The organism is Sphaerisporangium sp. NPDC049003, from assembly GCF_043197795.1.
GTDB lineage: Bacteria > Actinomycetota > Actinomycetes > Streptosporangiales > Streptosporangiaceae > Sphaerisporangium.
In genome coordinates this window covers 193,572-217,247 of sequence record NZ_JBICTU010000007.1, presented here as the reverse complement: position 1 = coordinate 217,247, position 23,676 = coordinate 193,572, and the positions used below count along the sequence as shown (strand labels likewise).

Below are 23,676 nucleotides of genomic sequence, written 5' to 3'. Positions count from 1 at the left end.
TCGGCGCCTGGGGGTTGCTTCGGGTAGCCATGGCCCCCGGCGACGCGATCGGGTTGCTGGTGCTGGCCGAGCGGTTCGCGTACAACAGCAGCATGCCCAGCATGGCCTTCGAGCGGATCGAACCGTACGCGGAGCGGGCCGCGCCCGGGATGATCGCCGCCGTGCGGGCCGAGTACGGCGACCGACGCGGCTCCGACCTGCTCGGCGAGGCGCGGCGTCTCGTCGAGCAGGTTTCCGGCCGTGACGGGCGGAGGTCACATGTGCCGTTTGTAGCTGCGTACCGACAGCGGCGCGAAGATCGCGATGACGATCAGGCACGCCAGGAGCGTCCAGGCCACCTCTCCGCTGACGAGGGCGTTGTTGGCGAGGTCGCGGGCGGCCGTGACCAGGTGTGAGACCGGGTTGATCCGTACGAACGCGGCCAGCCAGTCGGGCAGGGTCTCGACGGGGACGAACGCGTTCGACAGGAACGTCAAGGGGAACAAGATCATCATGGAGATGCCCTGCACGGCCTGGGCGCTCCGGGCGATCGTGCCGACCCAGGTGAAGACCCACGCCAGCGACCAGCCCGTGAAGATCGCCAGCAGGATCGCGGCGAGCACGCCGCCCGCTCCGCCGCCCGGGCGGTAGCCCAGCACCAGGCCCATGGAGAAGGTCAGGGTGGCCGCGATCGTATAGCGCAGCAGGTCGGCCACCATCGGGCCGGCGAGCGGCGCGATCCGGGCGATCGGCAGCGACTTGAACCGATCGAAGACACCCTTCTCCATGTCTTCGCGGAGCTGCGTGCCCGTGGCCATGCACGTCGTCAGCACGGTCTGGGCGAGGATGCCGGGGATCATCAGGGGAAGGTAGCTTTCCACGTCGCCGGCGATGGCGCCGCCGAAGATGAAGGCGAACATCGCGGTGAACAGGATCGGCTGCAGCGCCACGTCGAAGAACTGCTCCGGGTTGCGGCGCATCTTCTTGAGCGCCCGCCACGCCATCATCAGGGTCTGGCCGAGCGTCTCCCCCATGGAGACGCGCCGCCGGGCGGCGGCCACGCGGTCGGCGGCCCGTACCGCCTCGCGGGCGGGTGCGGTCATGGTGCTCATCGGTTCTCCTCGATGCCGGTCTTGTCGTCCCCGTCCGTCTCATGGCCGGTGAGGGCGAGGAACACCTCGTCCAGGCTGGGCTTGGCCACGCTCACCGAGGAGATGGACACCCCGGCGGCGCGAAGCGCGATCAGTACGTCCGCGGCCAGGTCGGCCTGGTCGAGGGCGACGTTGAGGCGGCCCTGCTCCGGGCCGAGGATCGGGTCGGAGCCGAGGACGCGCCGCACGACCTCCACGGCGGCGGGCACCGCGCCCGGCTCGGCGAGCAGCAACTGGAGGGCGGAGTTGCCGACCGCGGTCTTCAACTCGTCGGGGGTGCCCTCGGCGACTTTGCGGCCGTGGTCGATGACGGCGACGCGATCGGCGAGCTGGTCGGCCTCGTCCAGATATTGCGTGGTCAGCAGCACCGTGCAGCCATCGGCGACCAGACCGCGGATGGTGTCCCACATCTGGCCGCGCGTGCGCGGATCGAGACCGGTGGTCGGCTCGTCGAGGAAGATCAGCGGTGGCCTGGTGATCAGGCTGGCCGCCAGGTCGAGACGCCGGCGCATGCCGCCGGAGAACTGCGAGATCGGCTTGTTGGCGGCGTCCTCCAGGCCGAACTGACCCAGCAGTTCGGTGGCGATGCGCCGGGCGCGCGGCGCGGCGATGCCCTGCAGGCGACTGAAAAGCCAGAGGTTCTCGCGGGCCGTCAGGTTCTCGTCGACCGACGCGTACTGTCCGGTGACGCCGACGAGCTGGCGGATCACGTGCGGATTGCCGGCCACGTCGACCCCGAAGATCTCGGCACGGCCCGCGTCGATCTTCAACAGGGTGGCCAGCATCCGTAGCATGGTGGTCTTGCCGGCGCCGTTCGGGCCAAGGACGCCGAAGATCTCACCTGGGCGTACGTCCAGGTCGATCCCGTCGACGGCACGGTGCCCGCCGAACGTCTTCACCAGCCCTTCCGCATGTACGGCCAGATCAGTGCCCCCGTCGGGGGCCGGGCCGCCCCCGGTTCGTCCGAGTTCTGTGATGCTCATGGCCTCACTCTCGGTGGCGCCGGTTTCACGGCACCCTCGACCGGGTTTCACCGCTCATCCCCGTGATCGGATTGTTTTCCCAGGTGCCCTGGTAGCGGGTCGCTACGGGCCAGAAGGTCATGCTCGGCGTGCGAGCAGACGGCCTCATCCGCACCGAACCGGGCATGGGTTCCTTCGTCACCAAGGCCGAGGAGCGCGAGGAGTCAAAGGCCCGAGTGAACCGCCGTCCGTCCGTTTGCTCGTCTGTACGACGATCCGATGCCCGCTTCAGCTCCATCTGGTGGTGATCGCGTGCTGTGCTGACGCTCACTCGATTTCGCGTAATGCCTTCGTGGTGAGCGTCAGGAGCACCCCTGGTGGAGCTGTGTCAGGTTGTCAGCGTTGCAGGGTGAGTACGCCCGGGCGGTAGGGCAGGAGGCCGTAGTCGCCGCCGGAGCTGGGGCTGCGGCCTTGGTAGAGCAGTTGCAGGTTGCAGGGGTCGATGGTCTTGGTCTGGTCGGGGTTGCTGCGGACCAGGTCGCCGTGGCTGATGTCGTTGGTCCAGGTGGCGCCGCTGTTGGCCTTGCCGGCGAAGGGGTTGCTCTCGGTCGCGGCCTGCGGTGTCCACGAGCCGCCCAGGCTGGTGGAGGTGAACGAGCGGAAGTAGCGGCCCTGCGAGCCGATCGCCTCGACGATCATGAGGTATTGGTTCTGGCCCTGGACCTTGTAGACCTCGACCGCTTCGAACAGGTTGTTCGTCGTGTCGCTCATGACCACTGTCGAGGTCGAGCCGAAGCTGCCCGGGAAATTCCCGATGGGCATGCTGGCCCGGTAGATCTTGCCGTTGTCCCCGGCGAAGAACAGGTACATGTTGGTGCCGTCACCGATGAGCGTCTGGTCGATGGGGCCCGTTCCGGAGCCGGAGATGCTTCCGGAGAACAGGGTCTGCGCCGATGACCAGCCGTTGGGGTTGGTGGGGTCGCTTGAGGTCTTGTAGGAGAAGGCGGTCGGACCCCATTGGTAGGCCAGGACCCAGATGTTCTTGGGGGCGAAGTAGAAAAGCGTGGGCGCCACAGTGCCGGAGGACATGGTGTTCTGGCCGGCCGAGGCCATGTCGGACCAGTTGGTGAACAGGCCGAAGTTCATCGAACCCCAGCTCGATCCCGTGTCGTGCGTCGTGGCGTAGACCAGGTGCTTGCCGTTGTAGACGACGGAGGTGAAGTCCTTGAGCGAGACCCACCCCGACTTCGGGTTCGCCAGCGAGCCCGTCGATGTCCAGCGGTACGTCGACGGAAGAGCGCACGTACCGGTCGGCGTCGCGCTCGGGCTCGGGCTCGGGTTGCCGCCGCCGACCTGGACGAGCTGCCACTGCTGGTTGGCGCCGCCCCAGTCGTCGTACTGGACGATGTTGCCCCCGTCTGCCGTCGACGCGCCCTGGACCTCCAGGGCCTTGTTGCTGAGACGGCTGATGAAGCGGACGTAGCCGCTGTCGGAGTCGGCGAGGCGCCATTGCTGGTTGGTGCCGTTGCCGTCGGCCCATTGGACGATGGAGCCGCCGTTGGCGGTGGAGAAGTTGTAGACGTCCAGGACCTTGCCGGAGACGCGGGACTTGATGCGGTAGTAGCCGCCGCCTGAGTCGACGAACTGCCATTGCTGGTTGTTCCCGTTGTTGCGGGTCCATTGGGTGATGCGCCCGCCGTCGGCGGTGGAGGAGTTGTAGACGTCCAAGGCCTTGCCGCTGTTGCGGTTGACCAGGATGTACCACGCGTTGGTGTCGACGGTCGCGGCGGAGGCGCCGGACGACAGGATGCTGATCACGGTTGCCGCGAGTATCGCGGGCAGGATGATCGCCAGGAGGCGTCTGATCACAGGAATCTCCAGAGGTTGTTGCTCGAACCGTTGTCGTCGGCCAGGACGACCTGCGCGCCCTGGGAGGTACCACTGAGGCCCAGCACCCGGCCGCCGTTGGCGCACTGGACGCGGAAGGCGGCGTCGCCGCCGTAGCGGAGCCGCCACCGGTGGTCGCCGGTGCCGTTGTCGGCCCACTGCACGACGCGCGATCCCGCGGCGGTGCCCGCGTTCTCCACACCCAGCACCTTCTGGCTGTTGGAGTTGCGCAGCCGCAGGTAGCCCCCGGTGTCGACGATCGCGGTCCACAGGTGGTCGGCGGTGCCGGTGTCACCCCACTGGACGACGAGCGCGCCGTCGGACGTCGCCATGCCGGTGACGCCGAGCACCATGCCGGTGCCCACGTTCTGCAGGCGACGCGCGCCGTTGGGCACGAATCGCCACTGGTTGTCCGCGCTGCCGTTGTCGGAGTCCTGCACGGCGGGCGTGCCGTTGGCGGTGGAGCCGTTCTGGGTGCCGAGCAGCTTGGAGCTGTTGACGTTGCGGATCTTCACGGAGCCGTCACCGACGTCGGTGATCGTCCAGCGGTGGTCGGCGGTGCCCGTGTCGCCCCACTGGAGCACGCGGGCGCCGTCGGCCGTCGACATGTTCTCGACGCCCAGCACCTTGCCGCTGTTGGCGTTGCGGAACCGCAGGGCGTTGCCGTCCACGATGAGGGCCCAGTCGTGGTCGGCGGTCCCGTTGTCGGTCCACTGCAGGGCCGTCCCGCCGTCGGCGGTGGACATGTCCTGGATGCCGAGGACCAGAGCGCTGGCGGCGTTCATCAGCCGGAACCTCGCCCCGCCTCCCTGCCCGGTGGCGTTCCAGTAGACGACGTAGTTGTGGTCGTACGCGTCGTAGAACGGGCCGAGGTTGACCGTGGAGCCGTTGGCGGTGGCGGTGGCGGTGGCGGTGAAGGCCAGTGACGACGTGCTGGTCCGGGTGATCGACGAGGGGGTGAGCGTCGGCGCCGACGACAGGGAGGTGCTGCCGTAGTTCCCCGACAACACGACCGGGCCGTACACGGCGGCGGCGATGCCGGCGTTGTCGTTGGCGGCCTTCATGATCACGCGCATGGGCAGTCGCATGGTCACGGTGTCGCCCGAGGTCCACGACCGGGTCAGCTCGGCGTAGGAGCCCGGGGTGATGCCGATGTTCTGTTCGGCCCCGTTGACGCTGATCGTCGCGCCCTGGGTCCAGGCCGGGATGCGGATCCGCATCGACCACGACCCGCTCACGTTACCGGTGACCTGCAATGATGTGGTGTCGCTCACCGGGTAGGTCGTCGTCTGCGTCACGGTGATGCCGCGCTGGGACCAGTTCAGCGTCGAGGGCGCGAACAGGTTCACGAACAACGTGGTGCCGTTGTAGAAGTAGATCGAGTCCACCAGCTTCGTGTTGGTCTCGATGCCGGTGCCCTGGCAGCACCAGAACGAGTTGTAGTCCGTGCTCCAGGTGCCCCCGCCCCAGGCCGGGCCGACGCCGCGGCGGCCGCCGGGGTTGAGCGGGGTGAAGTAGGTGACGTGCCCCCGGCTGTCGGAGGGGTTCTGCTGGCCGATCATATGGTTGAACAGGGCGTTCTCGTAGTAGTCGAAGTAGTCGGCCCGGTTGGGCGAGAGCGTCCAAAGCTCCCGGGTCAGCTTCAGCATGTTGTACGTGTTGCACGCCTCGCCGGTGTCCTGGGTCAGGTAGGCGGCGATGGCGTTGGGTGCGCGGAAGTGCTCGGCCTGGCTGTTGGCGCCGTTCACGTACGTGTGCGCGTTGACCGTGATGGCCCAGGCGTTGGCCGCGATGTCCCGATAGCGGGTCGTGCCCGTCGCCTTGTACTCGCGCGCCGCCCCGATCCACTTGGGGACCTGCGTGTTGGCGTGCAGGCCGTTGAGCTGGTCCTGGTTGGACGCGAGGGGGTTGAAGACGGCGGCGTGGTCGAACCGCTGGGCCACGGTCAGCCAGCGGGAATCGCCGGTCATCTGGTACAGGTCGGTCAGCACGGCGTTCATGCCGCCGAACTCGGTGCCCAGCATCGACTGCATCTGGCTTGAGCTGAGCCGGCTCGTCCGCGTGTCCACCCAGCCCGCCAGGGCCAGCACTACCGTCCGGGCCTGGTTGTTCTCCATGAGCCGCCACACGTCGAGCAGCCCGGCGAGGGTCTTGTGGACGCAGTAGTAGGGTACGTTGCCGTTGCTGAGCGTCCGGTTCTCGACGGCGGTGATTTCGGACTCGGGGAAGCCGGACAGGTAGCCGGCGGTGAACCCCGCGGCGCCGTTGTTGTTCTGGCATTTGGCCAGCTCGGCGACCATGTAGCCGGCCTTGTCCCGGCACGTGGTGTCCCCGAGCACGGCGTAGGCCTGCGCCCATGCCGTCAGGAAGTGCCCCTGCATGTGGCTGCGGAACGGGAAGCCGGGCGCGTCCCAGCCGCCGTTGGCCGAGGCGCCGTTGGTGGACAGACGGTGGTTGGCGCGAAAGACGTAGAGCAGCCGGTCGACGTCGACGAAGCGCAGATAGTTCAGGGTGCGGTTCTGATTGTCCAGCCAGCGGCCAGAGGTCAACCGGACCTGCCCGAGGCCGAACTCGTAGGCGGCCACGCCGATGTCGGCACGTCCCCAGGGAACGGCGGCGCCGGCGGCGGAGGCACCGGCGACCTGGGCGGCGGCCGAGAGCACCACGGTCGTGCCCGCGGCCTGGAAGAGCTGGCGGCGGTTCATGGACATGGGAAGGCTCCTAGAGACAGGGGGGTGTCAGGTCAGCGGTCGTGGCCACCCGGCCGCTCACCGGTGTTCATCCGGTCGGGCCGATGGATCTGCTGCCCATGACCTTCGGCGTTGGGGAGCGCACGAGGTTTCCTCCGGGACGGGACGGGACGGGGTGGTCTGATGGCTTCCGGAGCGCCGCTCCCGGGAGCCGTCGGCGAGGTCAAGGAGTGGTCATGTCGGGCCGGCCGCGCCGAGTGTCGTTCGCGGGCGCAGGGGTTCCCAGCGTTGCGAGGCCGGTGGAGGGAACTGCGGCGCAAGTGAAGGGTCTGGGTGGCGTAGGCGGCCGGGATGAGAGGGGAATCCGACGTTCCCTGGCCAGGTCGAGGAGGGACGATTAGATTGTTATCGCTAACATTTCAACTGGCAGATCTTCATGGCGTGCTCCGTGGTCGCGTGACGCGGAGTACATCCGACTGCCGAGTCCGGTGTCAACGAGTCGCGAACTTCGCATACCTGCGCATCGCTACGGGGGCATCCATCGGCCTGGGCATTCGTTCGGATGGAGATCGCGTCGCACTCCCCGCGGAAGTGAAAGTTTCAGTGAGGTTACCGGTCGGCGACCCGTCGGACCCGGGCGGAGTGCGGGCGGAACCCCGCGTCTGGGTTTTCTAGGCCGATTCCCGGCCTGCGAAGGCCCGGGTATGTTAGCGATAACAAGATCCTTGAGCCCGCCGCGCGGTGACCATCCTCATGCCACCAACGAGGACTGCTTCTCCTGGCCGCTCGCCCTGTCAAGCGGCGGAACTCGACACGAGCCGTCCGGTGAGGAGATGACCTGCCTCCGGAACTTGGACTCCGCTCGCAGGCCAGGACTCGCGGGGACGTCGCTTCAGGGGGTCGGTTCCTGTTCGGCTTCCACTTGTTGGTTCCACTCACGCTTGGTGGCCTGCCAGCCGTCCTCGTCCTGGCCGGCGCGCCAGTATCCCGAGATGGACAGCGCCTCGCGCGGCACGCCGTGTTCGACGCGCAGCAGGTGCCGCAGCTCCTTCACGAAGCCCGCCTCGCCGTGCACGAACGCCTGGACCGCGCCCGAAGGGAAGTCCAGGGCCCGGACCGAGCGGACCAGGGCGTCGCCGACTCGCCCGTCGCCCCGGTGCAGCCAGGTGATGGAGACCTCGCCGGCCGATTCCAGCTTCTGCTCCTCCTCTGGGCCGCTGACCTCGATGAAGACGTGCGCCCGCGCACCGGGAGCGAGGCGCTCCAGGGCGGCGGCGATGGCGGGCAGCGCGCTCTCGTCGCCGGCCATCAGGTGCCAGCCGGCCGCCGGGTCGGGCGCGTAGCCGCCGCCCGGACCGGCGAAACGCACCTGGTCGCCGGGAACGACGGAGGCGGCCCACGGGCCGGCCAGGCCCTCGTCCCCGTGGTAGACGAAGTCCAAAGTCAGCTCGCCCGCTTCGGCGTCCCACCGGCGCACGGTGTAGGTCCGCATGCGTGGCCATTGCTCGCGCGAGAACTCGGCGCGGACGCGCTGAAGGTCGAAGGGCTCCGGGTAGGTCACCCCTTCGGCGGGGAACAGCAGCTTGACGTAGTGATCGGTGTACTGGCCCGCGGGGAAGCCCGCCAGGCCGGGGCCGCCCAGGACGACGCGGATCATGTGCGGCGTCAGCCGTTCGACGCGCAGCACCTGCGCCTGGGTCACATTCGGAGTCCTGCGTGCCGGACGCTCGGTCATGCGCGGGCCCCCTGTCCGGTCAGCGCGCCCGGCAGCGGCACGCCGGGCCGCGTCTTCGCGGCGCGTACCTCGTTCCACACTTTCGCCCCCACTGGGATCCCGTTCTTCGCTCTCGCGCCGGCGACTGCCGCGCTCCGTTCCCCAGCGTAGAGAACGTCCGCCCCCCGGCGATCCGTCGGTGCGACCACCCGAGCCGATCGTACGGGCCGGGCGGTGGAGGCCGGGGTCACCTTCAGGTCGAACGCAGACGGGATGCTCAGAACAGTCGCGACAGGTGCGGGTCTGCCCGGCGGAACGATGCCGTGAACGTCATGTCGGCGGCTTCAGCCTCCACGCTCTTGGCTGCGACGGTGGTGCTTGAGCGCCAGTCGGACTGCGCCGTACACGATGGGAAACAGAATGATGATGGGGATCACAAGCGCGATCATCTCGGCCGTGCCTAAACCGGGCATTTCGTTCCCTTCGTGGTAGAGGCATCTAAGCCTAGAGGGATCAAGGCCCATGGGAGGTAGTGGGGGGCCGTAGGCGCGTCTCCTGAAGGCTCAGGGAAGGCGGGGTCGGGGGTGGGCGATAGCCTGGGGGCGGTTCGGGAGGACGGGAGGCCGTTGGTGGCCGCAGAGCAGGGGGCAGGGTGAAGCTTCTCCACTCCGGGAAGGTCCGGGACGTCTACGAGGACCGCGGGGACATCATCCTCGTGGCGTCCGACCGGCTCTCGGTGTACGACGTGATCCTTCCGACCGCGATCCCCGACAAGGGCAAGGTCCTGACGCGGCTCTCGTTGTGGTGGTTCGAGCAGCTCGCGGACATCGTCCCCAGTCACGTGATCTCGGCGACCGACGTTCCCGAGGAGTTCGCCGGCCGGGCCGTACGCTGCCGCAGGCTCGACATGGTCCCCGTGGAGTGCATCGCCCGCGGCTACCTCGCCGGGCTCGGCCTTCGGGAGTACCAGGCGACGGGCGCGGTGTCCGGCGTGGCGCTCCCGCCGGGGCTCGTGGAGGGCTCCAAGCTGCCGGAGCCGGTCTTCACGCCGACCACCAAGGCCGAGCTGGGCGCCCACGACGAGTTCATCACCTTCGCCGACGTGGTCGCGCAGGAGGGCGCCGAGACCGCCGAGGAGCTGCGGCGGGTCACGCTGGAGGTCTACCGGCGCGGCGCGGAGCTCGCCGCCGAGCGGGGCATCCTGATCGCCGACACCAAGCTGGAGTTCGGACGGGCGGCCGACGGCACGCTGGTGCTGGGGGACGAGGTCCTTACCTCCGACTCCTCGCGGTTCTGGCCTGCCGGCCAGTGGGAGCCCGGGCGCCCGCAGTACGCCTTCGACAAGCAGTTCGTACGAGACTGGGCGCTCGGCACCGGGTGGGACAAGAAGGAGCCCGCGCCTGAGGTGCCCCAGGAGGTCGTCGACACCACGCGCGCACGCTACATCGAGGCGTACGAGCGCATCACCGGCAAGGCCTGGTAGTCGGCCGCCGGAACCCCGGGGCGGGGCGGGGGAGGCGTCAGGGGTGGTCCGGGGTCATCCCCGATGGGAGCGGGCGCGGGTCCGGCGCATCATCGGAGCATGTCCTATCGATCGCTGACAGCCTCCCGCGACGTGTTCACCGGGATGGCGTTCGCCGGCGCCCCCGTCTTCCTGCTGGCGTACGGGGTCATCCGGCTGCTGGACGGGCTCGACGGGGTCCGGGGCCCGGGTGTGGCCTGGACGACCGGCCACGCGGCGTTCCTCATCGGGCTGCTCCTGTTCGGGCCGGTCGTCCTCGGGATGCGCCGCATGGTGGCCGCCGGCACGGCGGGCCTGAGGTTCACCGCGACCCTGACCGCCGTGATCGCCCTGCTCGGGGTGGCCGCGACGGCCGGGCAGGCCGTCATCGACCTCGTCGTGGGGCTGCGCGCGGCCGGCCGTCCCGAGATGAACGACCTGTTCCAGCAGGTCCAGGGGTATCCGGGCGTGGGCCCGGCGTTCTACACCGTAGGCCCTGTGCTGTTCTACGTGGGTCTTCTCGCGCTCGTCGTCCTGCTCGCCGTGCTGACGCCGGGACGGGTGAGCGGCTGGAGCCCCGTGCTGGTCGTCCTCGGCACCGCCCTGATGGCGGTCGACCTCGACCTGATCCCCGTGGGCGCCATCTGCTACTGGCTCGTCCTGGCCCCGCTGGGATGGCGGCTGGCGCAGGGAGCCCCTGAAGGAGCGGTGAGCGGCGCCGAGGACGCGGCCGCCCTCGCCTGACTCACTTCTTGCAGATGTTCTGGGTGGCGGTCTTGGCCACCGGGGCGTCGTCGGCGGGGGTGGGGGTGGCGGCGGGGGAGTCGTCCTTGACGGTGACCTTCTTGGTGCCGGAGTACTTGCTCCCGACGATGACCTCGATGCCCGGCACGTCGGCCTGCCGCAGGTCGGCCCCGGGGATGGCGGCGGCGACGGTGCGCGCGGAGTCCTCCCGGCCGGCGGGGTAGCGCACCACGGTGTCGGTGTGGTCGCGTGGGGTCGTGTCGCCGGGTGCGGCGGGCACCTGGAAACCGACCTTGCGCAGATCGGCCTTGGTGCGCGCGCCCAGGCCCGTGATGGCCGTGCCGTTGAGCACCCGGACCGCGATGCGCGAGGGAGCCACGGTCAGGGCCTCGGCCGAGGAAGCCGGGGAGGACGAGGCCGATGGAGTAGGCGTGGCGCTCTTGGAGGCCGCCGGCTTGACCAGGGGCTCGTCGGCCGCGATGCGCTTGAACAGGTCGCGGGCCGCCGGCTTGTCCCACAGCACGGCGGATTCCCCGGTGGGCGCCCTGTAGTTCACGTCCGCGAGCGGGACGGTGGTGAAGGCCACGTCGTCGGTCGACACGTCCTTGAGCTGGTCGGCGAGGCCGAGGACGTCCTTGGCCAGGGCGTCGTCCACGGTCAGGGTCTTGAGTGTCGAGCCGACCAGGGCGCCGAGCTTCGCGGGGTTGGCCAGGGTGCCGCCGCTCAGCGCCCGCTGGAGCAGGGCCGAGATGACCTGCTGCTGGCGGTCGATGCGGTCGAGGTCGGAACGGGCGGTGGCGCGGGTGCGCGCGTAGAACAGCGCCTTGACCCCGTCGAGCTCGTACGTGCCGGGCTGGAGCTGGAACTTGGTGTGCTGGTCGTTGATCGCGACGGGGGTGCACACGGAGACCCCGCCGACGGCGTTCACGACGTTGATGAACCCGAGGACGTTGACCTCGATGTAGTGGTTGATCGGCAGCCCGGTGGCGTTCTGCACCGTGTGGACGGCCAGCTTGGCGCCGCCGAGGGAGTACGCTGAGTTGATCTTGTGGGTGCCCTTGCCGGGGATGTCGACCCAGCTGTCACGGGGCAGGCTGACCACGGTGACCTTCGAGTGGTCCTCCGAGAGGTGGATCACCATCATCGTGTCGCTGCGCTGGCCGACCTCACGGCCGAGGTGGAGCCGGTTCTGCTCCTTGCGCGACAGGTCGTCGCGCTTGTCGACGCCGACCAGCAAGATGTTCATCGCTCCGCGGGCGTCGGACCCGACGGTGCCGGCGTTGACCCGCTTGAGCTGGCTCGTCGCGTAGGTCGACAGGAACCACAGCACGCCCGACCCGAGCAGCACCGCGCTTGACAGGGCCCCGGTGACCATCAGGCCGCGCGCGCTGGACCGTGCCCGCCTGGTGCGGCGCTGTGACAGCCTGACTCCGCCGTACGCGTCGCCGCCCACGTGGACACCGGAGTCGCCGACGCCAGCACCGGAGTCGTCGTCACTCACCGTGGTGCCCCCCTCAGGCCGAGAACGTTCACCGGTGAGGGGGCTTCCATCGCCCGTGGGTTGCCGTCCCCACCCGCTCGTACAGTAGCGTGAGCGCCGCCATGAAGGAGTTCCCCGACTCGCCCCGAACCAGCCAGACCACACGAGTCTGGCCGCCGATCTCGGTCGTCATGCCGGTGCTCAACGAAGAGCGCCACCTGCGTGAGGCCGTGCGGCAGGTGCTCGCCCAACGCTACGACGGACCGATCGAGATCGTCCTCGCCATCGGCCCGTCCCATGACCGCACGCAGGAGGTGGCCGACGCCCTCGCGGCGGAGGACCCCCGCGTGAAGGTCGTGCCGAATCCCACCGGACGTACCCCGAACGCGCTCAACGCCGCCATCGGGGCATCCCGCAACGGGATCATCGCCCGCGTCGACGGGCACGCCATGCTCCCGGAGGACTACCTCCAGGTCGCGGTCGACACCCTCGAACGCACCGGCGCCGACAACGTGGGCGGCATCATGGCCGCCGAGGGCGTCACGCCGTTCGAGCAGGCCGTGGCGTGCGCGATGACGTCCAAGATCGGCGTGGGCAACGCGCGCTTCCACACCGGAGGCCAGCCAGGGCCCGCCGACACCGTCTACCTCGGCGTCTTCCGCCGTGAGGCGCTGGAGCGGGTCGGCGGCTACGACGAGCACTTCCAGCGCGCGCAGGACTGGGAGATGAACCACCGCATCCGGGAGACCGGCGGCCTGGTCTGGTTCCAGCCCCGCATGCGCGTCTCCTACCGGCCGCGCCCGACGGTCAAGGCCCTCGCCAAGCAGTACTTCCACTACGGGCGCTGGCGGCGGGTCGTGGCCCGCACCCACGAGGGCACGATCAACCTCCGCTACCTCGCCCCGCCGCTCGCGGTGCTGGCGATGCTGCTCGGCCTTGTGGTGTCGCCGTTCTTCCCGCTCGGCCTGCTGGTTCCCGGGGCGTACATCGTGGCGATCCTCGCCGGCTCGGTGCTCACCGGCCGGGGGCTGTCCACCAGCGCTCTGCTGCGGTTGCCGCTGGTGTACGCGACCATGCACATCTCGTGGGGCTGGGGCTTCCTCACCAGCCCGCCTCGCCTCGCCAGGCCGCCGCAGGGCGCGCTCTCCTAGCCGCACGCCCCCTCCGGGAGCCTCCCAGGGCTCCCGGAGCCCTAGAGCCGTAGCGTGCCCTTGAGCCCCGCCATGTCGTGGGCGCGGTTGACCGCCTCGTCGAACCGCGTCATCGCGTCCGGATGGTCGGGCCCGAGCAGGTAGGTCTTCATCGCCCGCCTCGCCTCGGCGAGCTCGTCCACGCCCGGGCGCTGGAGCTGGGCGAGGATCCCCGGCAGCTCCCGCAGGCCGGGGCCGAGCAGGTAGGCCGCCACCGCGCTCGGGTAGCGCTCGCGGAAGACGTGGTCGGCCATCCCCGCGACGTTGGTCACCGCGTACGGCTTGCCGCTCGCCACGAAGTCGGCGACGACGCTGGAGATGTCGCTGACCAGCAGGTCGCAGTCGTTGAAGCAGGCGTAAAGGTGGGGCTCAGGGCCGGTGACCACCTGATGCCGCCCGGCGCCCGCCCCGATCATCTCGACGATCCTGCGGTGCGCCGTGCCGGCGCGCGGGTCGCGCTCACCCGTCAGCGGGTGCGGCTTGTAGATCACCCGTACGGCCGGGGAGTGCGCGAGCAGGGCCCGTACGAGCTTCGGGCCCATCGTGATGAGCGAGGTGTGGAACAGGTCGTCGGTCCAGCCCTCCCAGGTGGGCGCGTAGAGCACGCTGAGGACCGGCAGGCCGGGACCGCTCCGCCTGATCCCCGACAGCTGCGGGCGGCCCACCTCGACGATGTCCTCGTCGCGCACGCCCACCTGAGCGCGGAGGTAGCGGTCGCGCCCCGCCTGCCCAACGACCCACACCTCGTCGTACGCCTTGGAGAACGGGTTGAACGAGGCCTCCTTGTCGCTGTCGCCGTGGCCGATGAACACGCTGCGCAGGCCCTGAGCCCGCAGCAGATGGATGTTCTTACCCACGTTCGAGGCGTAGAGCGCGAGGCGGGCGCCGTCCAGCCCGCGCAGGTTCATCAGGTCGACGGCGGAGGGCACGCACAGCACCGGCAGCGCCGTCGGCCCGAGCAGGGGGAGGATCTCGCGCTCCCGCAGCACGATGATCGTGCGGCGGCTGAGCCGTGCCATCGTGTCCAGCCACATGGTGGCCTGGTAGACCGAGGTGGGCGGCCCAGAGAAGTAGAAGATCACCTCAGGGCGGTAGGCCTGGACGCGCTGGTCGACGGCCGCGATCACGTGCTCGCGGTTCGCCGGCGGAGCCGCCCGCCGCGCGTGGAGCAGCAGTACGAGCACGGCCGCCGCCTGGAGCGCGATGGCCGCGCCGAGCCCGGCTCCGCCCAGTGCGGCCGTACCGGGCCCGTACGCCTCCATGAGGGCACTGACGGCGATCGCGCCCACGGGGAGGACGTCGACGTAGAACAGCCGGGCCCCGCGCCATCCGGCCAGCCCTCCCGGGGGCTCCGCGTGGATCCGCAGCGAGGGCACATCGAGGTTCCTGGTCGCCACCGGCATGAGGTTGAGGCAGCGGTCGAGGTAGAGCGCGGTGCCGGCCTGGAGCACGCGAAGGACGTGCATGAGCAGGAGGCCGCCGCAGAGCAGGACGAACCACCGGGAACCCGCGCCGGCCGTACGCGCCACGAGCAGCACCGCGCCGACCTCCCGGGCCAGGAAGCGCACGGTGACCCCGAGGTGGATCCGGCCCAGCCGGTCGAGCACCGGCCGCGCCAGGCGCCCGGCCGCCGTCTCCGCGCCGTACGACACAGCCACCACGACGGCGAAGGCCGTGGGGAAGGGGTACAGCGCGGTGACCATCAGCGCCGGGAAGGACAGCAGGAGCAGTCCCGCGAGGAACGCTCCAGGCGTGTTTCGGCGCACCCACCCCATCGACGGCCCCCCGGTCGTGTCCCCGCGCGTTGACGACCTTGTACCCACTCACCGGCCGGGGCTTACCGCAGGGTGGCTTATGTCAGGGGATGCGGCGTACGTCGATCACCTGGCCGGTGAGGTTGGAGATGAGCAGGTCTATGGAGGTCTGGGCCACCGCGCGGGGCGACAGCAACGTCGCGGGCGGCTCGTCGCCGAAGGCGCGGTGCCGCATGGGCGTGCCGGTGCGCTCGGGGTTGACGCAGTTGACGCGGACCCCGTACTCGGCCCACTCGTCGGCCAGCGCCTGGGTGAGGTTCACCACGGCCGCCTTGGTGGAGGAGTAGAGGCTGTAGTCCGCGCGGCCCCTGGTGTAGGACGAGGAGGTGTAGAGCAGCAGGTGACCGTGGGTCTCGCGGAGGTGGCGGATCGCCGCCCTGGCGATGTTGACCGGGCCGAGGTAGTTGACGCCGACGGTCTCCTGCACGGTGAGGTCGTCCGCCTCTCCGAGCTTGCCCATGTGGAGCACCCCGGCGGTGTTGACCACGTAGTCGACCCGGCCGCTCTCCTTGGCCGCCTGGTCGAGGGCATCGGCCACCGCGACGGCGTCCTCCACGCGCACGCCGTTCTGGGACCGCGAGAAGGAGTACACGTTGGCGCCGTACTCGCCGGCGAGGTCCACGACGTCGGCGCCGATGCCGTAGCTGCCGCCGAACACGACCACGGTCCTGCCCGCGAGCGCCCGCCGGTAGGCCTCCGGGCTCGCGGGCACGGGGGCGGTGTTCGAGGCGAGCTGGAAGAGCTTGTCGGCGATGTAGACGTCGACGGGATGGGTGACCTTCATGTTGTGCTCGCTACCCGGCACGATGTAGATGGGGACGTCCGGGAGGTAACGCAGCACCACGCCGCAGTCGTCGGTGGCGGGCCGCCTGTCGAAGTCCGGGTCCGCGAAGGCGCGCTCGTACGCCTCGCGGATCACCGACAGGCGGAAGCACTGCGGGGTCTGGCCGCGCCGCAGCCGCGAGCGGTCGGGGATGTCGCGGATGATCTCGCCCCGGGGGCCCGGCGCGGCCACCACGACCGTGTCGGAGGACGGGATCGCCACGTCGACCGCCGAATACACCTTGAGGGCCTCTACGCACTCGGTGATGATGCGCGGCTCCACCAGGGGGCGCACGGCGTCGTGCAGGAGCACGTCGCACTCGCCGGGGCCGAGCGCCTGCAGGGCCCGCCAGGTCGACTCGGTGCGGCTCGCGCCTCCCTCGACGACCTTGCTCACCTTGTGGAAGCCGCCCCGCTTGATCAACTGCTCGACATCGGCCGTGAAGCCGGGGGCCATGAGCACGACGATCTCGTCGATCTCGGGAGCGTCGTTGAAGACCGCGAGGGTGTGTTCGATGATCGTGCGCCCAGCGATCTTGAGGAGCTGCTTCGGGGTGTTGAGCCCGACGCGTTGCCCGATTCCGCCGGCGAGGACCACTCCGACGGTCCGCAGGCGTGGTTCCTGTGTGGCCAAAATAGGACTTCCTTAAGCGACTCGGTAATGGCTGACCCTACTGATCACTACCCGGAGGCAGCGCTCACGTCCCCTTATAACGCAGCGGCGCGCCGCGTGACGCGCCGATGGGATTGCGAGGCGCGTGACCGCTCGGTTACTTTGCGGGGTGGACGATCCCCGGCCGCGGAAGGAGACCCCCGGTTGCCCGACTCCGCGTACCCGCCCCCTGTGAGGCCTCCCCGAAAGCCTCACGGCACTGTGGAGCATTCAGGCGCCCTGTCGGACGCCAAGCCGCCGGCGGCCGCCGCGGTGCTGCTCGCCACCACCCCGGCGACCGGCCTGGCGTGCCCCGAGGGCACCCTGGCCGACCGGCTCGCCCGGCAGCTCGCGTCACTCCATGTCCCCCGGGTGCACGTCGTGACCCGCGCCACCGACCTGCCCGCGCTCCCCGCCCGTCCGGCCGTGCTCGTCGCGGGCCCCGCGGTGGAGCCGGTGACCGAGCCGCCGGCCGGGCCGGTGACCGAGCCGCCGGCCGGGCCTCTGGTCGAGCCTGACGTCACGCGGAGCGCCGGGCTCACCGGCGACCTGCGCGCGGTGGCCGAGGTCGCCCGAGCCGTCTCAGGCCCCTTAGCCGTGCTCCCCGGCGACCTGGTGGCTCACACCGACGCGCTCGCCCTGCTCCTGGCCGACCCCGCGCGTGGCACCGGCGCGCTGGTCTCCCCAGAGCACGACCGGCTTCCTCCGGTCCGCGCCGAGCGGGGCCGGGTGGTCGCCGCGGGAAACTCCTTCCACACCGTGAGCGGCGCCAACGGCGGCTTCAGAGGCGTCCTGCACGTGGGCGAGGCCGATCTGGTGAGCCTCGCCGACGTCGCCGAGGAGCTCGCCAGTCTGGCCCAGGACCAACGGCTCGGCGGCGCAGAGGAGACCGAGGTGGCCGACCTGCTGCTGGCGGGCCTGGTGCGCGTGGGAGTGCCCGTACGGGCGGCGCCCCTCGGGCGGCTGCACTGCGACAGGGTCACGGGCCAGCCCGGCGCCGACGCCGCCATCGCCAGGCTTGGCGAGGTCGACGAGGGCCGCGCCCGGCTGGAGGCCGCGGTCAAGTCCGACGACGGCTTCGTCGCGACCTACTTCGTGAGCTCGTGGTCGGGGCACGTGGTGCGGCTGGCCGCCAGGCTGGGGCTCACTCCGAACGCCGTCACCGGGCTCTCGGTCGGCCTCGCGGGCCTCGCTGCGGTCGCCTTCTCTGCGGGGGAGCGCCGCGCGCAGGTCGCGGGCGCCGCGCTGCTCTTCCTGTCGTTCGTCCTCGACTGCGTCGACGGGCAGCTCGCCCGGTACACCCGTATGTTCTCGCCCCTCGGGGCCTGGCTTGACGCCACGTTCGACCGCGTGAAGGAGTATGTCGTCTATGTCGGGCTCGCCGTTGGATACGCCGGTGGCGTCGAGCTCGGGCCCACGGGCCCGGGCGGCATCTGGGCCCTGGCGGTAGCGGCCATGCTGGTCCAGGCGATCCGCCACATGATCGACTTCTCGTACGCCGGGGCGCGGGCGGACGCGGCCGGCGCCGGCCAGGTCTGGGAGCGTCCCGAGCACGGCGGCTCGCTGGGGCTGCCGGTCGCGCTCAGGCGCGACTCCTCCGGCGGGCCCGGGACGTCCGGCGGGCCTGGGAAGCCCGGTGGGGCCGGGACACCCGGCGGGCCTGGGAAGCCCGGTGGGGCCGGGACGCCCGGCGTGGTCGTGGCGCCGGGACGAAGGCGCGGTGACGGCTCGGTCGCGCGGCTCTCGGCCCGCCTCGACAGGAACACCGCGTCCCGCTGGCTGAAGAAGATCGTCGTACTGCCCATCGGCGAGCGCATGGTGCTGATCGCGCTGACCGCCGCGATCTTCAACGCGCGGGTGACCTTCGTCGCGCTGCTGGCCTGGGGTGGGCTCGCGGCGCTCTACACGCTGACCGGCCGGATCGCGAGGTCTCTATGAGCATGACCAGGGTTCACATGGCACCGGTGCCGCGCAGCTCCGTGGTGACCTACCGCGACGACGGGGTGCTGGCGCGCGGCATGGGCCTGCTGGTCGCGGGCCAGCTTCCGCCGCTGCCGCCCGCGATCGCCGGGGCGTTCGTCACGGGGGTGATGCTGTTCCTCGGCGTCGCCGGCGCCGACGGGCCGTCCGTCTTCGCCCCGGCCGTGGCGCTGCTGCTCGCGGGCCCCGGCAGCTCCCACGCCCACGACGGGCGGCTCGACTGGCTGGTGCCGCCCATCCTCCGGCTCACCGAGTACGGCTTCATCGCCTGCGTCGGCTTCGCGTGGGATGTGCCCAAGGTCCTTTTGTTCACCCTTCTCGGCGCGATGCTCTTCCACCACTACGACGTCGTCTACCGCTGCCGCCAGCGGGTCTATCCGCCCGCCTGGCTCGCCTCCGCCGGGCTCGGGTGGGAGGGGAGGATGCTGCTGATCGCCATGGGTGCCCTGCTGGAGATCGTCACACCCGTGTTCGCGCTGGCCGCGCTGTATCTCGCGGCGCTGTTCTGCTGGGAGAGCGTCACCTGCTGGCTGGTCGCGCCCAGATCCGGCGTCGAGGCGGCCGACCTCGGCGGGCACGACTGACGCGCTTCACGGCGGTCATTGCCACTGTTTGGTCTTGTTATGGAATAGGTGAACCCGGGATTACACGATCACCACCTGCAGGCAACTAACCTTTGGCCTACAGATTCTGGCTTTATTGAGGAGTGCACGTTGCTGGGAATGGTGCTGGCCGCCGGGGCCGGACGACGCCTGCGGCCGTACACCGACACGCTGCCCAAGGCGCTCGTGCCGGTCGACGGGGAGACCACGATCCTGGACATCGCCCTGCGGAACCTCGCCGCGGTCGATCTGCGGGATGTCGTGGTCATCATCGGCTACGCGGCGCAGGCGGTGCACGACCGCAAGGCCGAGCTCGAACGGCGGCACGGCGTGAAGCTCACCCTCGTGCACAACGACAAGGCGGAGGAGTGGAACAACGCGTACTCCCTGTGGTGCGCGCGCGACCACTTCTCCGAGGGCGCTCTGCTGGTCAACGGCGACACCGTCCACCCGGTCTCGGTCGAGCGCACGCTGCTCGACGCGCCCGTGACCAGCGACATCCTCCTCGCGGTCGACGACGTGAAGTCGCTCGCCGACGAGGAGATGAAGGTCACACTCGACGAGGCGGGCCACCTTCGGCGCATCACCAAGCTGATGGACCCGGCCGACGCCTTCGGCGAGTACATCGGCGCCACCCTGATCCGCCCGGGAGCCGCCGCGCGGCTCGCCGACGCCCTGAAGGCCACCTTCGAGCGCGACCCCCAGCTCTACTACGAGGACGGGTACGGCGAGATGGTGGCCCGCGGCGAGAAGATCGCCGTCGCCCCCATCGGCAAGGTCGACTGGGTGGAAGTGGACAACCACGACGACCTCGCCAAGGCCCGGGAGATCGCGTGCACCTACTAGCCGAGCCGCCCGCGGGCCCGTGGGCAGCCGGTGTGCCGTGTCCCTCGACAGTCTGTGAGAACGCATGCCGCTTCTAGCGCGAATGCTCATGGCCCCGCTGACCGTCGAGGTCCGCCGGGGCGCGGTGGCCCAGCTTGGCGCGCTGCTCGCCGACAGCCGGGTGGCCACCTCCGGCCGGGTCGCGGTCGCGGTGGGCGCCGGGCAGGGCGACCACATCTCCAGCATGATCGCGCCCACGCTGGGCGAGGCGGAGGTGTTCCGGGTCCCCGACGGCTCGGTGGACTCCGCCGTCTCGCTCGGCGCCGACCTGCGCAAGGGCGCGTACGAGGCCGTGGTCGGCATCGGCGGCGGCAAGACCATCGACGTGACCAAGTACGCCGCGTCGCTGACCGGCATCCCCATGGTCGCCGTGGCCACCAACCTGTCCCACGACGGCATCTGCTCGCCGGTCTCCTCGCTGGAGCACGAGGGGGGCAAGGGCTCGTTCGGCGTCCCGATGCCCCTGGCGATCCTGGTCGACCTCGACTTCGTCCACGGCGCGCCCCCCTCACTCGTACGGGCCGGCGTGGGCGATGTGATCAGCAACCTGTCGGCCATCGAAGACTGGCAGCTCGGCAACGTCGAGCGCGGCGAGCCCATCGACGGCCTCGCGGTCGCCATGGCGCGCACCAGCGCCGAGGCCGTGCTCGGCAGGAGCGACTCGGTCGAGTCCGACGCCTTCCTCACGGTCCTCGCCGAATCCCTGGTGCTGTCGGGCATGTCGATGGTCATCGCGGGTTCGTCGCGTCCCAGCAGTGGTGGGGATCATGAGATCCTGCATGCCGTGGACCAGCTATTCCCAGGCACCTCGAACCACGGCGAGCTCGCCGGCATCGGGGCCGCCTTCTGCTTCTTCCTGCGTGAGGACGAGCGCCGGCTGTCGCTGGTCGCCGACTGCCTGCGCGGGCATGACCTGCCGGTCACCCCCGGCGACGTCGGGCTGACGGCCGAGCAGTTCACCGCCGCGGTGATGCTGGCGCCGTCGACCCGTCCCGGGCGATACACGATTCTGGAGCACCTGCGCCTCTCCGAGGCCGAAGTGCGTGACCGGGTGGAGGAATATGTCCGGGCCCTCGGTCATTGAGCTGCGCGCGGTCGCTCAGCCGCACACGACGATGGAGCGCAACTCCGGTGAGCACTGGGCCGGAGCGCTCTACATGCGCAAGCTCTCGATCTACGTGACGTGGGCGCTGGCCCGCACGCCGATCACCCCCAACCAGGTCACCGGCCTGATGATCCTCGCCGGGTTGCTCGCCGGCGTGGTGCTGGCCCTGCCGGGGCTGTGGGCGGCCGTCGCCGCCGCGGTCCTGATCCAGGTCTACCTGTTGCTCGACTGCTCAGACGGCGAGCTGGCGAGGTGGACCCACCGCACCTCGATCACCGGCGTCTACCTCGACCGGGTCGGCCACTACTTCTGCGAGGCCGCGCTGCTGATCGGGCTCGGGTTCCGGGCCTCGGTCACGCTGCCCGACTGGTACACCGTGCTCGGCGTCGCCGCCGCGCTCGGGGCCATCCTGATCAAGTCGGAGACCGACCTGGTGGACGTCGCCCGTGCCCGTTCGGGGCTGGCGGCGACCACGGAGGCGGCGGCCGAGCAGTTCCAGTCGCGGCGGCTCGGCGCGGCCCGGAAGATCGCCGCGGCGCTGCGCTTCCACCGGGTGATCCAGGCGGTGGAGCTGTCGATCATCGCCGTGATCGCGGCCGTCTGGGACGCGGTGGCGGGGAGCCTGGTGGCGACCCAGGTGCTGACCGTCGCGTGTGTCGTATTCGCGGGGCTTCAGGCGGTTCTGCACCTTGTGAGCATCCTGGCGTCGAAGCGGCTCGGGTGACATGAGAAAGCATCGGAACCGGCAGCGCTTCTCCGGCGTCGTATCTCTGTCAAGAGCCGTCGCCAAGCCAACAGTTACTGTTTGGCGGGGGTTTGCTGGCAGTTCCGATACCCTTATTTCGCAGTATGCAGACACAAGCTGGATTGCCCGCTCAAGCAGACTCGGTGATCATGACTCCATGCGTTCTCCATGCGTCGAGGCGATGACGCGTTGAAGATCTCGTGTGTCATCCTCACTATGGGTAACCGGATCTCCGAGCTCGACAGGGCCGTCGAATCCGCGCTGAACCAGACCGACGGAGACGTCGAGGTCGTGGTCGTCGGCAACGGTGCCGATGTGCCCAAGCTCGCCGACGTTCCGACGCCCGGTTCCGCCTCCGTGCGCACCGTGCGCGTCCCGCACAACGTCGGCATCCCCGAGGGCCGCAACCACGGCGTCCGCGAGTGTACGGGCGACGTGGTGCTGTTCCTCGACGACGACGGCTGGTACGCCGACGACAAGCTCGCGGCGCACGTCCGCGAGCGGTTCGCCGCCGAGCCCGATCTCGCGGTGATCTCCTTCCGCGTCATGGACCCCGACGGCGGCGTGGGCCAGCGTCGTCACGTGCCCCGCCTGCGGGCCGGCGACCCGCAGCGCTCCTCGCCGGTGACCACCTTCCTGGGCGGTGCCTGCGCGATCAGACGCTCGGCCTACCTGCAGGTCGGCGGCCTTCCGGGCCGCTTCTTCTATGCCCACGAGGAGACGGACCTGGCCTGGCGCCTCCTGGGTGAGGGCTACCGCATCGAGTACGACGCGGACGCCGTCATGTACCACCCGCAGGTGCCGCCCACGCGCCACGCCGACTTCTACCGGCTGAACGCGCGCAACCGGGTGTGGCTGGCCCGCCGCAACCTGCCCTGGCCGCTGGCGGCCCTGTACCTGCTCGACTGGGTCGTGCTGACGCTGGTGCGCGAGCGCTCCTCGCTGGCGATCAAGTCGTGGTTCCAGGGCTTCAAGGAAGGCCTCCGCGAACCGGCGGGCGAACGCCGCCCCATGGCCTGGCGCACCGCCTGGCGCATGCTCCGCCTCGGCCGCCCTCCCATCGTCTGACCTGTCGCCAGCCGTGGTTCTCGCACGGCTGCGCTCCGCGAGCGCAAGGCCATCCGGCTGGTCGGCGAACTTCATGACCGAGTGGCACCAGCGCTACGGCGGTGCCAGGGTCATGGTGTATTGGCACGTAGAGCGTAGGAACGTGGGCTGACAGCGATGACCGGAAAGCAGCGTCGCCCGGGCCGCACGTTGTCGGACGGAACTAATGACCGTCCCATGGTGCCCTGACCAGGGGTCGACCCGGCCGACGTAAAGGACACTTGACATCACGGCGGCCTCCTCCTACCGTGTCAAGTGTCCTTGACTTCTCGCCGCAGGAGGGCGCCCGTGCAAGCACACACCACAACCGGGGACTACCGGGAGTCGACCAAGGCAACCGTCCGGCTCGTACTCTGGACACTCGCCTGGGCGGCGACCCTCGCCTTGGCCAAGTTCGGTCCCGACCTCTTATGGGACCCGCAGCAACCGGTGGCAAGCTGGGCCGCGGTCGCCGTCAACCTGGCCGTCGGCATCGGATGGATCGTCGCCTTCACTCGCTTTCTTCAGAGAGTCGATGAGTTGCAGCGCAAGGTCATGCAGGAGGCCCTGGCCATCTCCCTCGGAGCAGGGTAGGTCGGCGGATTCGCCTATGTCGTCGCGGACGCCGCCGGCCTCATCACTTACGACGTCAACGCTGCGGTCCTGCCCGCGCTCCTGGGAGTCGTC

At 70.0% G+C, this 23,676-nt stretch carries 18 protein-coding genes; 10 read left to right on the top strand and 8 right to left on the bottom strand.

The annotated features are described in order from the left end of the window. Window positions 1–254 precede the first annotated feature (254 nt). From ACGFIV_RS10295 to ACGFIV_RS10275, 5 genes are all read right to left on the bottom strand, one after another. Complete coding sequence (locus ACGFIV_RS10295) at window positions 255–1,091, bottom strand: ABC transporter permease (protein ID WP_358555113.1); 837 nt, start codon at window positions 1,089–1,091, stop codon at window positions 255–257. Next, a complete protein-coding gene (locus ACGFIV_RS10290; RefSeq protein WP_358555115.1) occupies window positions 1,088–2,113 on the bottom strand; it encodes an ATP-binding cassette domain-containing protein in 1,026 nt (341 codons plus the stop codon). Before ACGFIV_RS10290 ends, ACGFIV_RS10295 begins: the two co-directional genes overlap by 4 nt. Window positions 2,114–2,488: 375 nt before the next feature. After that, window positions 2,489–3,934, bottom strand: a complete 1,446-nt coding sequence (locus tag ACGFIV_RS10285; RefSeq protein ID WP_392833841.1) for a non-reducing end alpha-L-arabinofuranosidase family hydrolase — start codon at window positions 3,932–3,934, stop codon at window positions 2,489–2,491. A 23-nt stretch (window positions 3,935–3,957) separates the two neighbouring features. After that, on the bottom strand, window positions 3,958–6,690 hold the full coding sequence (locus tag ACGFIV_RS10280; protein ID WP_358555118.1) for a beta-L-arabinofuranosidase domain-containing protein: 2,733 nt from the start codon (window positions 6,688–6,690) through the stop codon (window positions 3,958–3,960). An 871-nt stretch (window positions 6,691–7,561) separates the two neighbouring features. Continuing rightward, entirely contained in the window at window positions 7,562–8,404 is an 843-nt protein-coding gene (locus tag ACGFIV_RS10275) for a siderophore-interacting protein (RefSeq protein ID WP_392833769.1), read from the bottom strand. 631 nt (window positions 8,405–9,035) lie between these two features. On the opposite strand from ACGFIV_RS10275, the gene ACGFIV_RS10270 reads away from it, so the two are divergent. Together ACGFIV_RS10270 and ACGFIV_RS10265 are read left to right on the top strand one after the other, a co-directional pair. Further along, window positions 9,036–9,866, top strand: a complete 831-nt coding sequence (locus ACGFIV_RS10270) for a phosphoribosylaminoimidazolesuccinocarboxamide synthase (RefSeq protein WP_358548800.1) — start codon at window positions 9,036–9,038, stop codon at window positions 9,864–9,866. A gap of 99 nt (window positions 9,867–9,965) precedes the next feature. Beyond that, window positions 9,966–10,628, top strand: coding sequence for a hypothetical protein (locus ACGFIV_RS10265; RefSeq protein ID WP_358548802.1), 663 nt, complete (start codon window positions 9,966–9,968; stop codon window positions 10,626–10,628). Between the two features lies 1 nt (window position 10,629). On the opposite strand, the gene ACGFIV_RS10260 is transcribed toward ACGFIV_RS10265, so the two are convergent. Further along, window positions 10,630–12,129 carry an LCP family protein gene (locus ACGFIV_RS10260; RefSeq protein WP_392833765.1) on the bottom strand — a complete coding sequence of 500 codons (1,500 nt, stop codon included), beginning with the start codon at window positions 12,127–12,129 and terminating at the stop codon, window positions 10,630–10,632. A gap of 101 nt (window positions 12,130–12,230) precedes the next feature. On the opposite strand from ACGFIV_RS10260, the gene ACGFIV_RS10255 reads away from it, so the two are divergent. Next, window positions 12,231–13,259 carry a glycosyltransferase family 2 protein gene (locus tag ACGFIV_RS10255; protein ID WP_358548940.1) on the top strand — a complete coding sequence of 343 codons (1,029 nt, stop codon included), beginning with the start codon at window positions 12,231–12,233 and terminating at the stop codon, window positions 13,257–13,259. Between the two features lie 41 nt (window positions 13,260–13,300). On the opposite strand, the gene ACGFIV_RS10250 is transcribed toward ACGFIV_RS10255, so the two are convergent. Both ACGFIV_RS10250 and ACGFIV_RS10245 read right to left on the bottom strand, forming a co-directional pair. Further along, entirely contained in the window at window positions 13,301–15,064 is a 1,764-nt protein-coding gene (locus ACGFIV_RS10250; protein WP_392833762.1) for a CDP-glycerol glycerophosphotransferase family protein, read from the bottom strand. Between the two features lie 91 nt (window positions 15,065–15,155). After that, window positions 15,156–16,568 (bottom strand): bifunctional cytidylyltransferase/SDR family oxidoreductase, encoded by a 1,413-nt coding sequence (locus ACGFIV_RS10245; RefSeq protein ID WP_358548809.1) that lies wholly within the window; start codon window positions 16,566–16,568, stop codon window positions 15,156–15,158. A gap of 240 nt (window positions 16,569–16,808) precedes the next feature. On the opposite strand from ACGFIV_RS10245, the gene ACGFIV_RS10240 reads away from it, so the two are divergent. From ACGFIV_RS10240 to ACGFIV_RS10210, 7 genes are all read left to right on the top strand, one after another. Then, window positions 16,809–18,524, top strand: a complete 1,716-nt coding sequence (locus ACGFIV_RS10240) for a CDP-alcohol phosphatidyltransferase family protein (RefSeq protein WP_392833760.1) — start codon at window positions 16,809–16,811, stop codon at window positions 18,522–18,524. A 2-nt stretch (window positions 18,525–18,526) separates the two neighbouring features. After that, window positions 18,527–19,150, top strand: a complete 624-nt coding sequence (locus ACGFIV_RS10235) for a DUF5941 domain-containing protein (RefSeq protein WP_358548815.1) — start codon at window positions 18,527–18,529, stop codon at window positions 19,148–19,150. 129 nt (window positions 19,151–19,279) lie between these two features. Further along, entirely contained in the window at window positions 19,280–20,014 is a 735-nt protein-coding gene (locus ACGFIV_RS10230; protein ID WP_358548818.1) for a phosphocholine cytidylyltransferase family protein, read from the top strand. An 82-nt stretch (window positions 20,015–20,096) separates the two neighbouring features. Next, on the top strand, window positions 20,097–21,137 hold the full coding sequence (locus tag ACGFIV_RS10225) for an iron-containing alcohol dehydrogenase family protein (protein WP_358548942.1): 1,041 nt from the start codon (window positions 20,097–20,099) through the stop codon (window positions 21,135–21,137). Then, window positions 21,115–21,882 carry a CDP-alcohol phosphatidyltransferase family protein gene (locus ACGFIV_RS10220; protein ID WP_358548821.1) on the top strand — a complete coding sequence of 256 codons (768 nt, stop codon included), beginning with the start codon at window positions 21,115–21,117 and terminating at the stop codon, window positions 21,880–21,882. Before ACGFIV_RS10225 ends, ACGFIV_RS10220 begins: the two co-directional genes overlap by 23 nt. A 237-nt stretch (window positions 21,883–22,119) precedes the next feature. Continuing rightward, complete coding sequence (locus ACGFIV_RS10215; RefSeq protein ID WP_392833754.1) at window positions 22,120–22,971, top strand: glycosyltransferase family 2 protein; 852 nt, start codon at window positions 22,120–22,122, stop codon at window positions 22,969–22,971. A gap of 327 nt (window positions 22,972–23,298) precedes the next feature. Next, window positions 23,299–23,583: a hypothetical protein gene (locus ACGFIV_RS10210; RefSeq protein WP_392833751.1), complete on the top strand. Its 285-nt coding sequence runs from the start codon at window positions 23,299–23,301 to the stop codon at window positions 23,581–23,583. Window positions 23,584–23,676: the final 93 nt, after the last annotated feature.

Bases quoted from the DNA above. Each gene is read 5' to 3' on its own strand.
- ACGFIV_RS10235 (WP_358548815.1), top strand. From the start codon at position 18,527: ATGACCAGGGTTCACATGGCACCGGTGCCGCGCAGCTCCGTGGTGACC.
- ACGFIV_RS10215 (WP_392833754.1), top strand. From the start codon at position 22,120: ATGGGTAACCGGATCTCCGAGCTCGACAGGGCCGTCGAATCCGCGCTG.
- ACGFIV_RS10280 (WP_358555118.1), bottom strand. From the start codon at position 6,690: ATGTCCATGAACCGCCGCCAGCTCTTCCAGGCCGCGGGCACGACCGTG.
- ACGFIV_RS10275 (WP_392833769.1), bottom strand. From the start codon at position 8,404: ATGACCGAGCGTCCGGCACGCAGGACTCCGAATGTGACCCAGGCGCAG.
- ACGFIV_RS10255 (WP_358548940.1), top strand. From the start codon at position 12,231: ATGAAGGAGTTCCCCGACTCGCCCCGAACCAGCCAGACCACACGAGTC.
- ACGFIV_RS10295 (WP_358555113.1), bottom strand. From the start codon at position 1,091: ATGAGCACCATGACCGCACCCGCCCGCGAGGCGGTACGGGCCGCCGAC.
- ACGFIV_RS10265 (WP_358548802.1), top strand. From the start codon at position 9,966: ATGTCCTATCGATCGCTGACAGCCTCCCGCGACGTGTTCACCGGGATG.
- ACGFIV_RS10290 (WP_358555115.1), bottom strand. From the start codon at position 2,113: ATGAGCATCACAGAACTCGGACGAACCGGGGGCGGCCCGGCCCCCGAC.
- ACGFIV_RS10225 (WP_358548942.1), top strand. From the start codon at position 20,097: ATGCTCATGGCCCCGCTGACCGTCGAGGTCCGCCGGGGCGCGGTGGCC.
- ACGFIV_RS10220 (WP_358548821.1), top strand. From the start codon at position 21,115: ATGTCCGGGCCCTCGGTCATTGAGCTGCGCGCGGTCGCTCAGCCGCAC.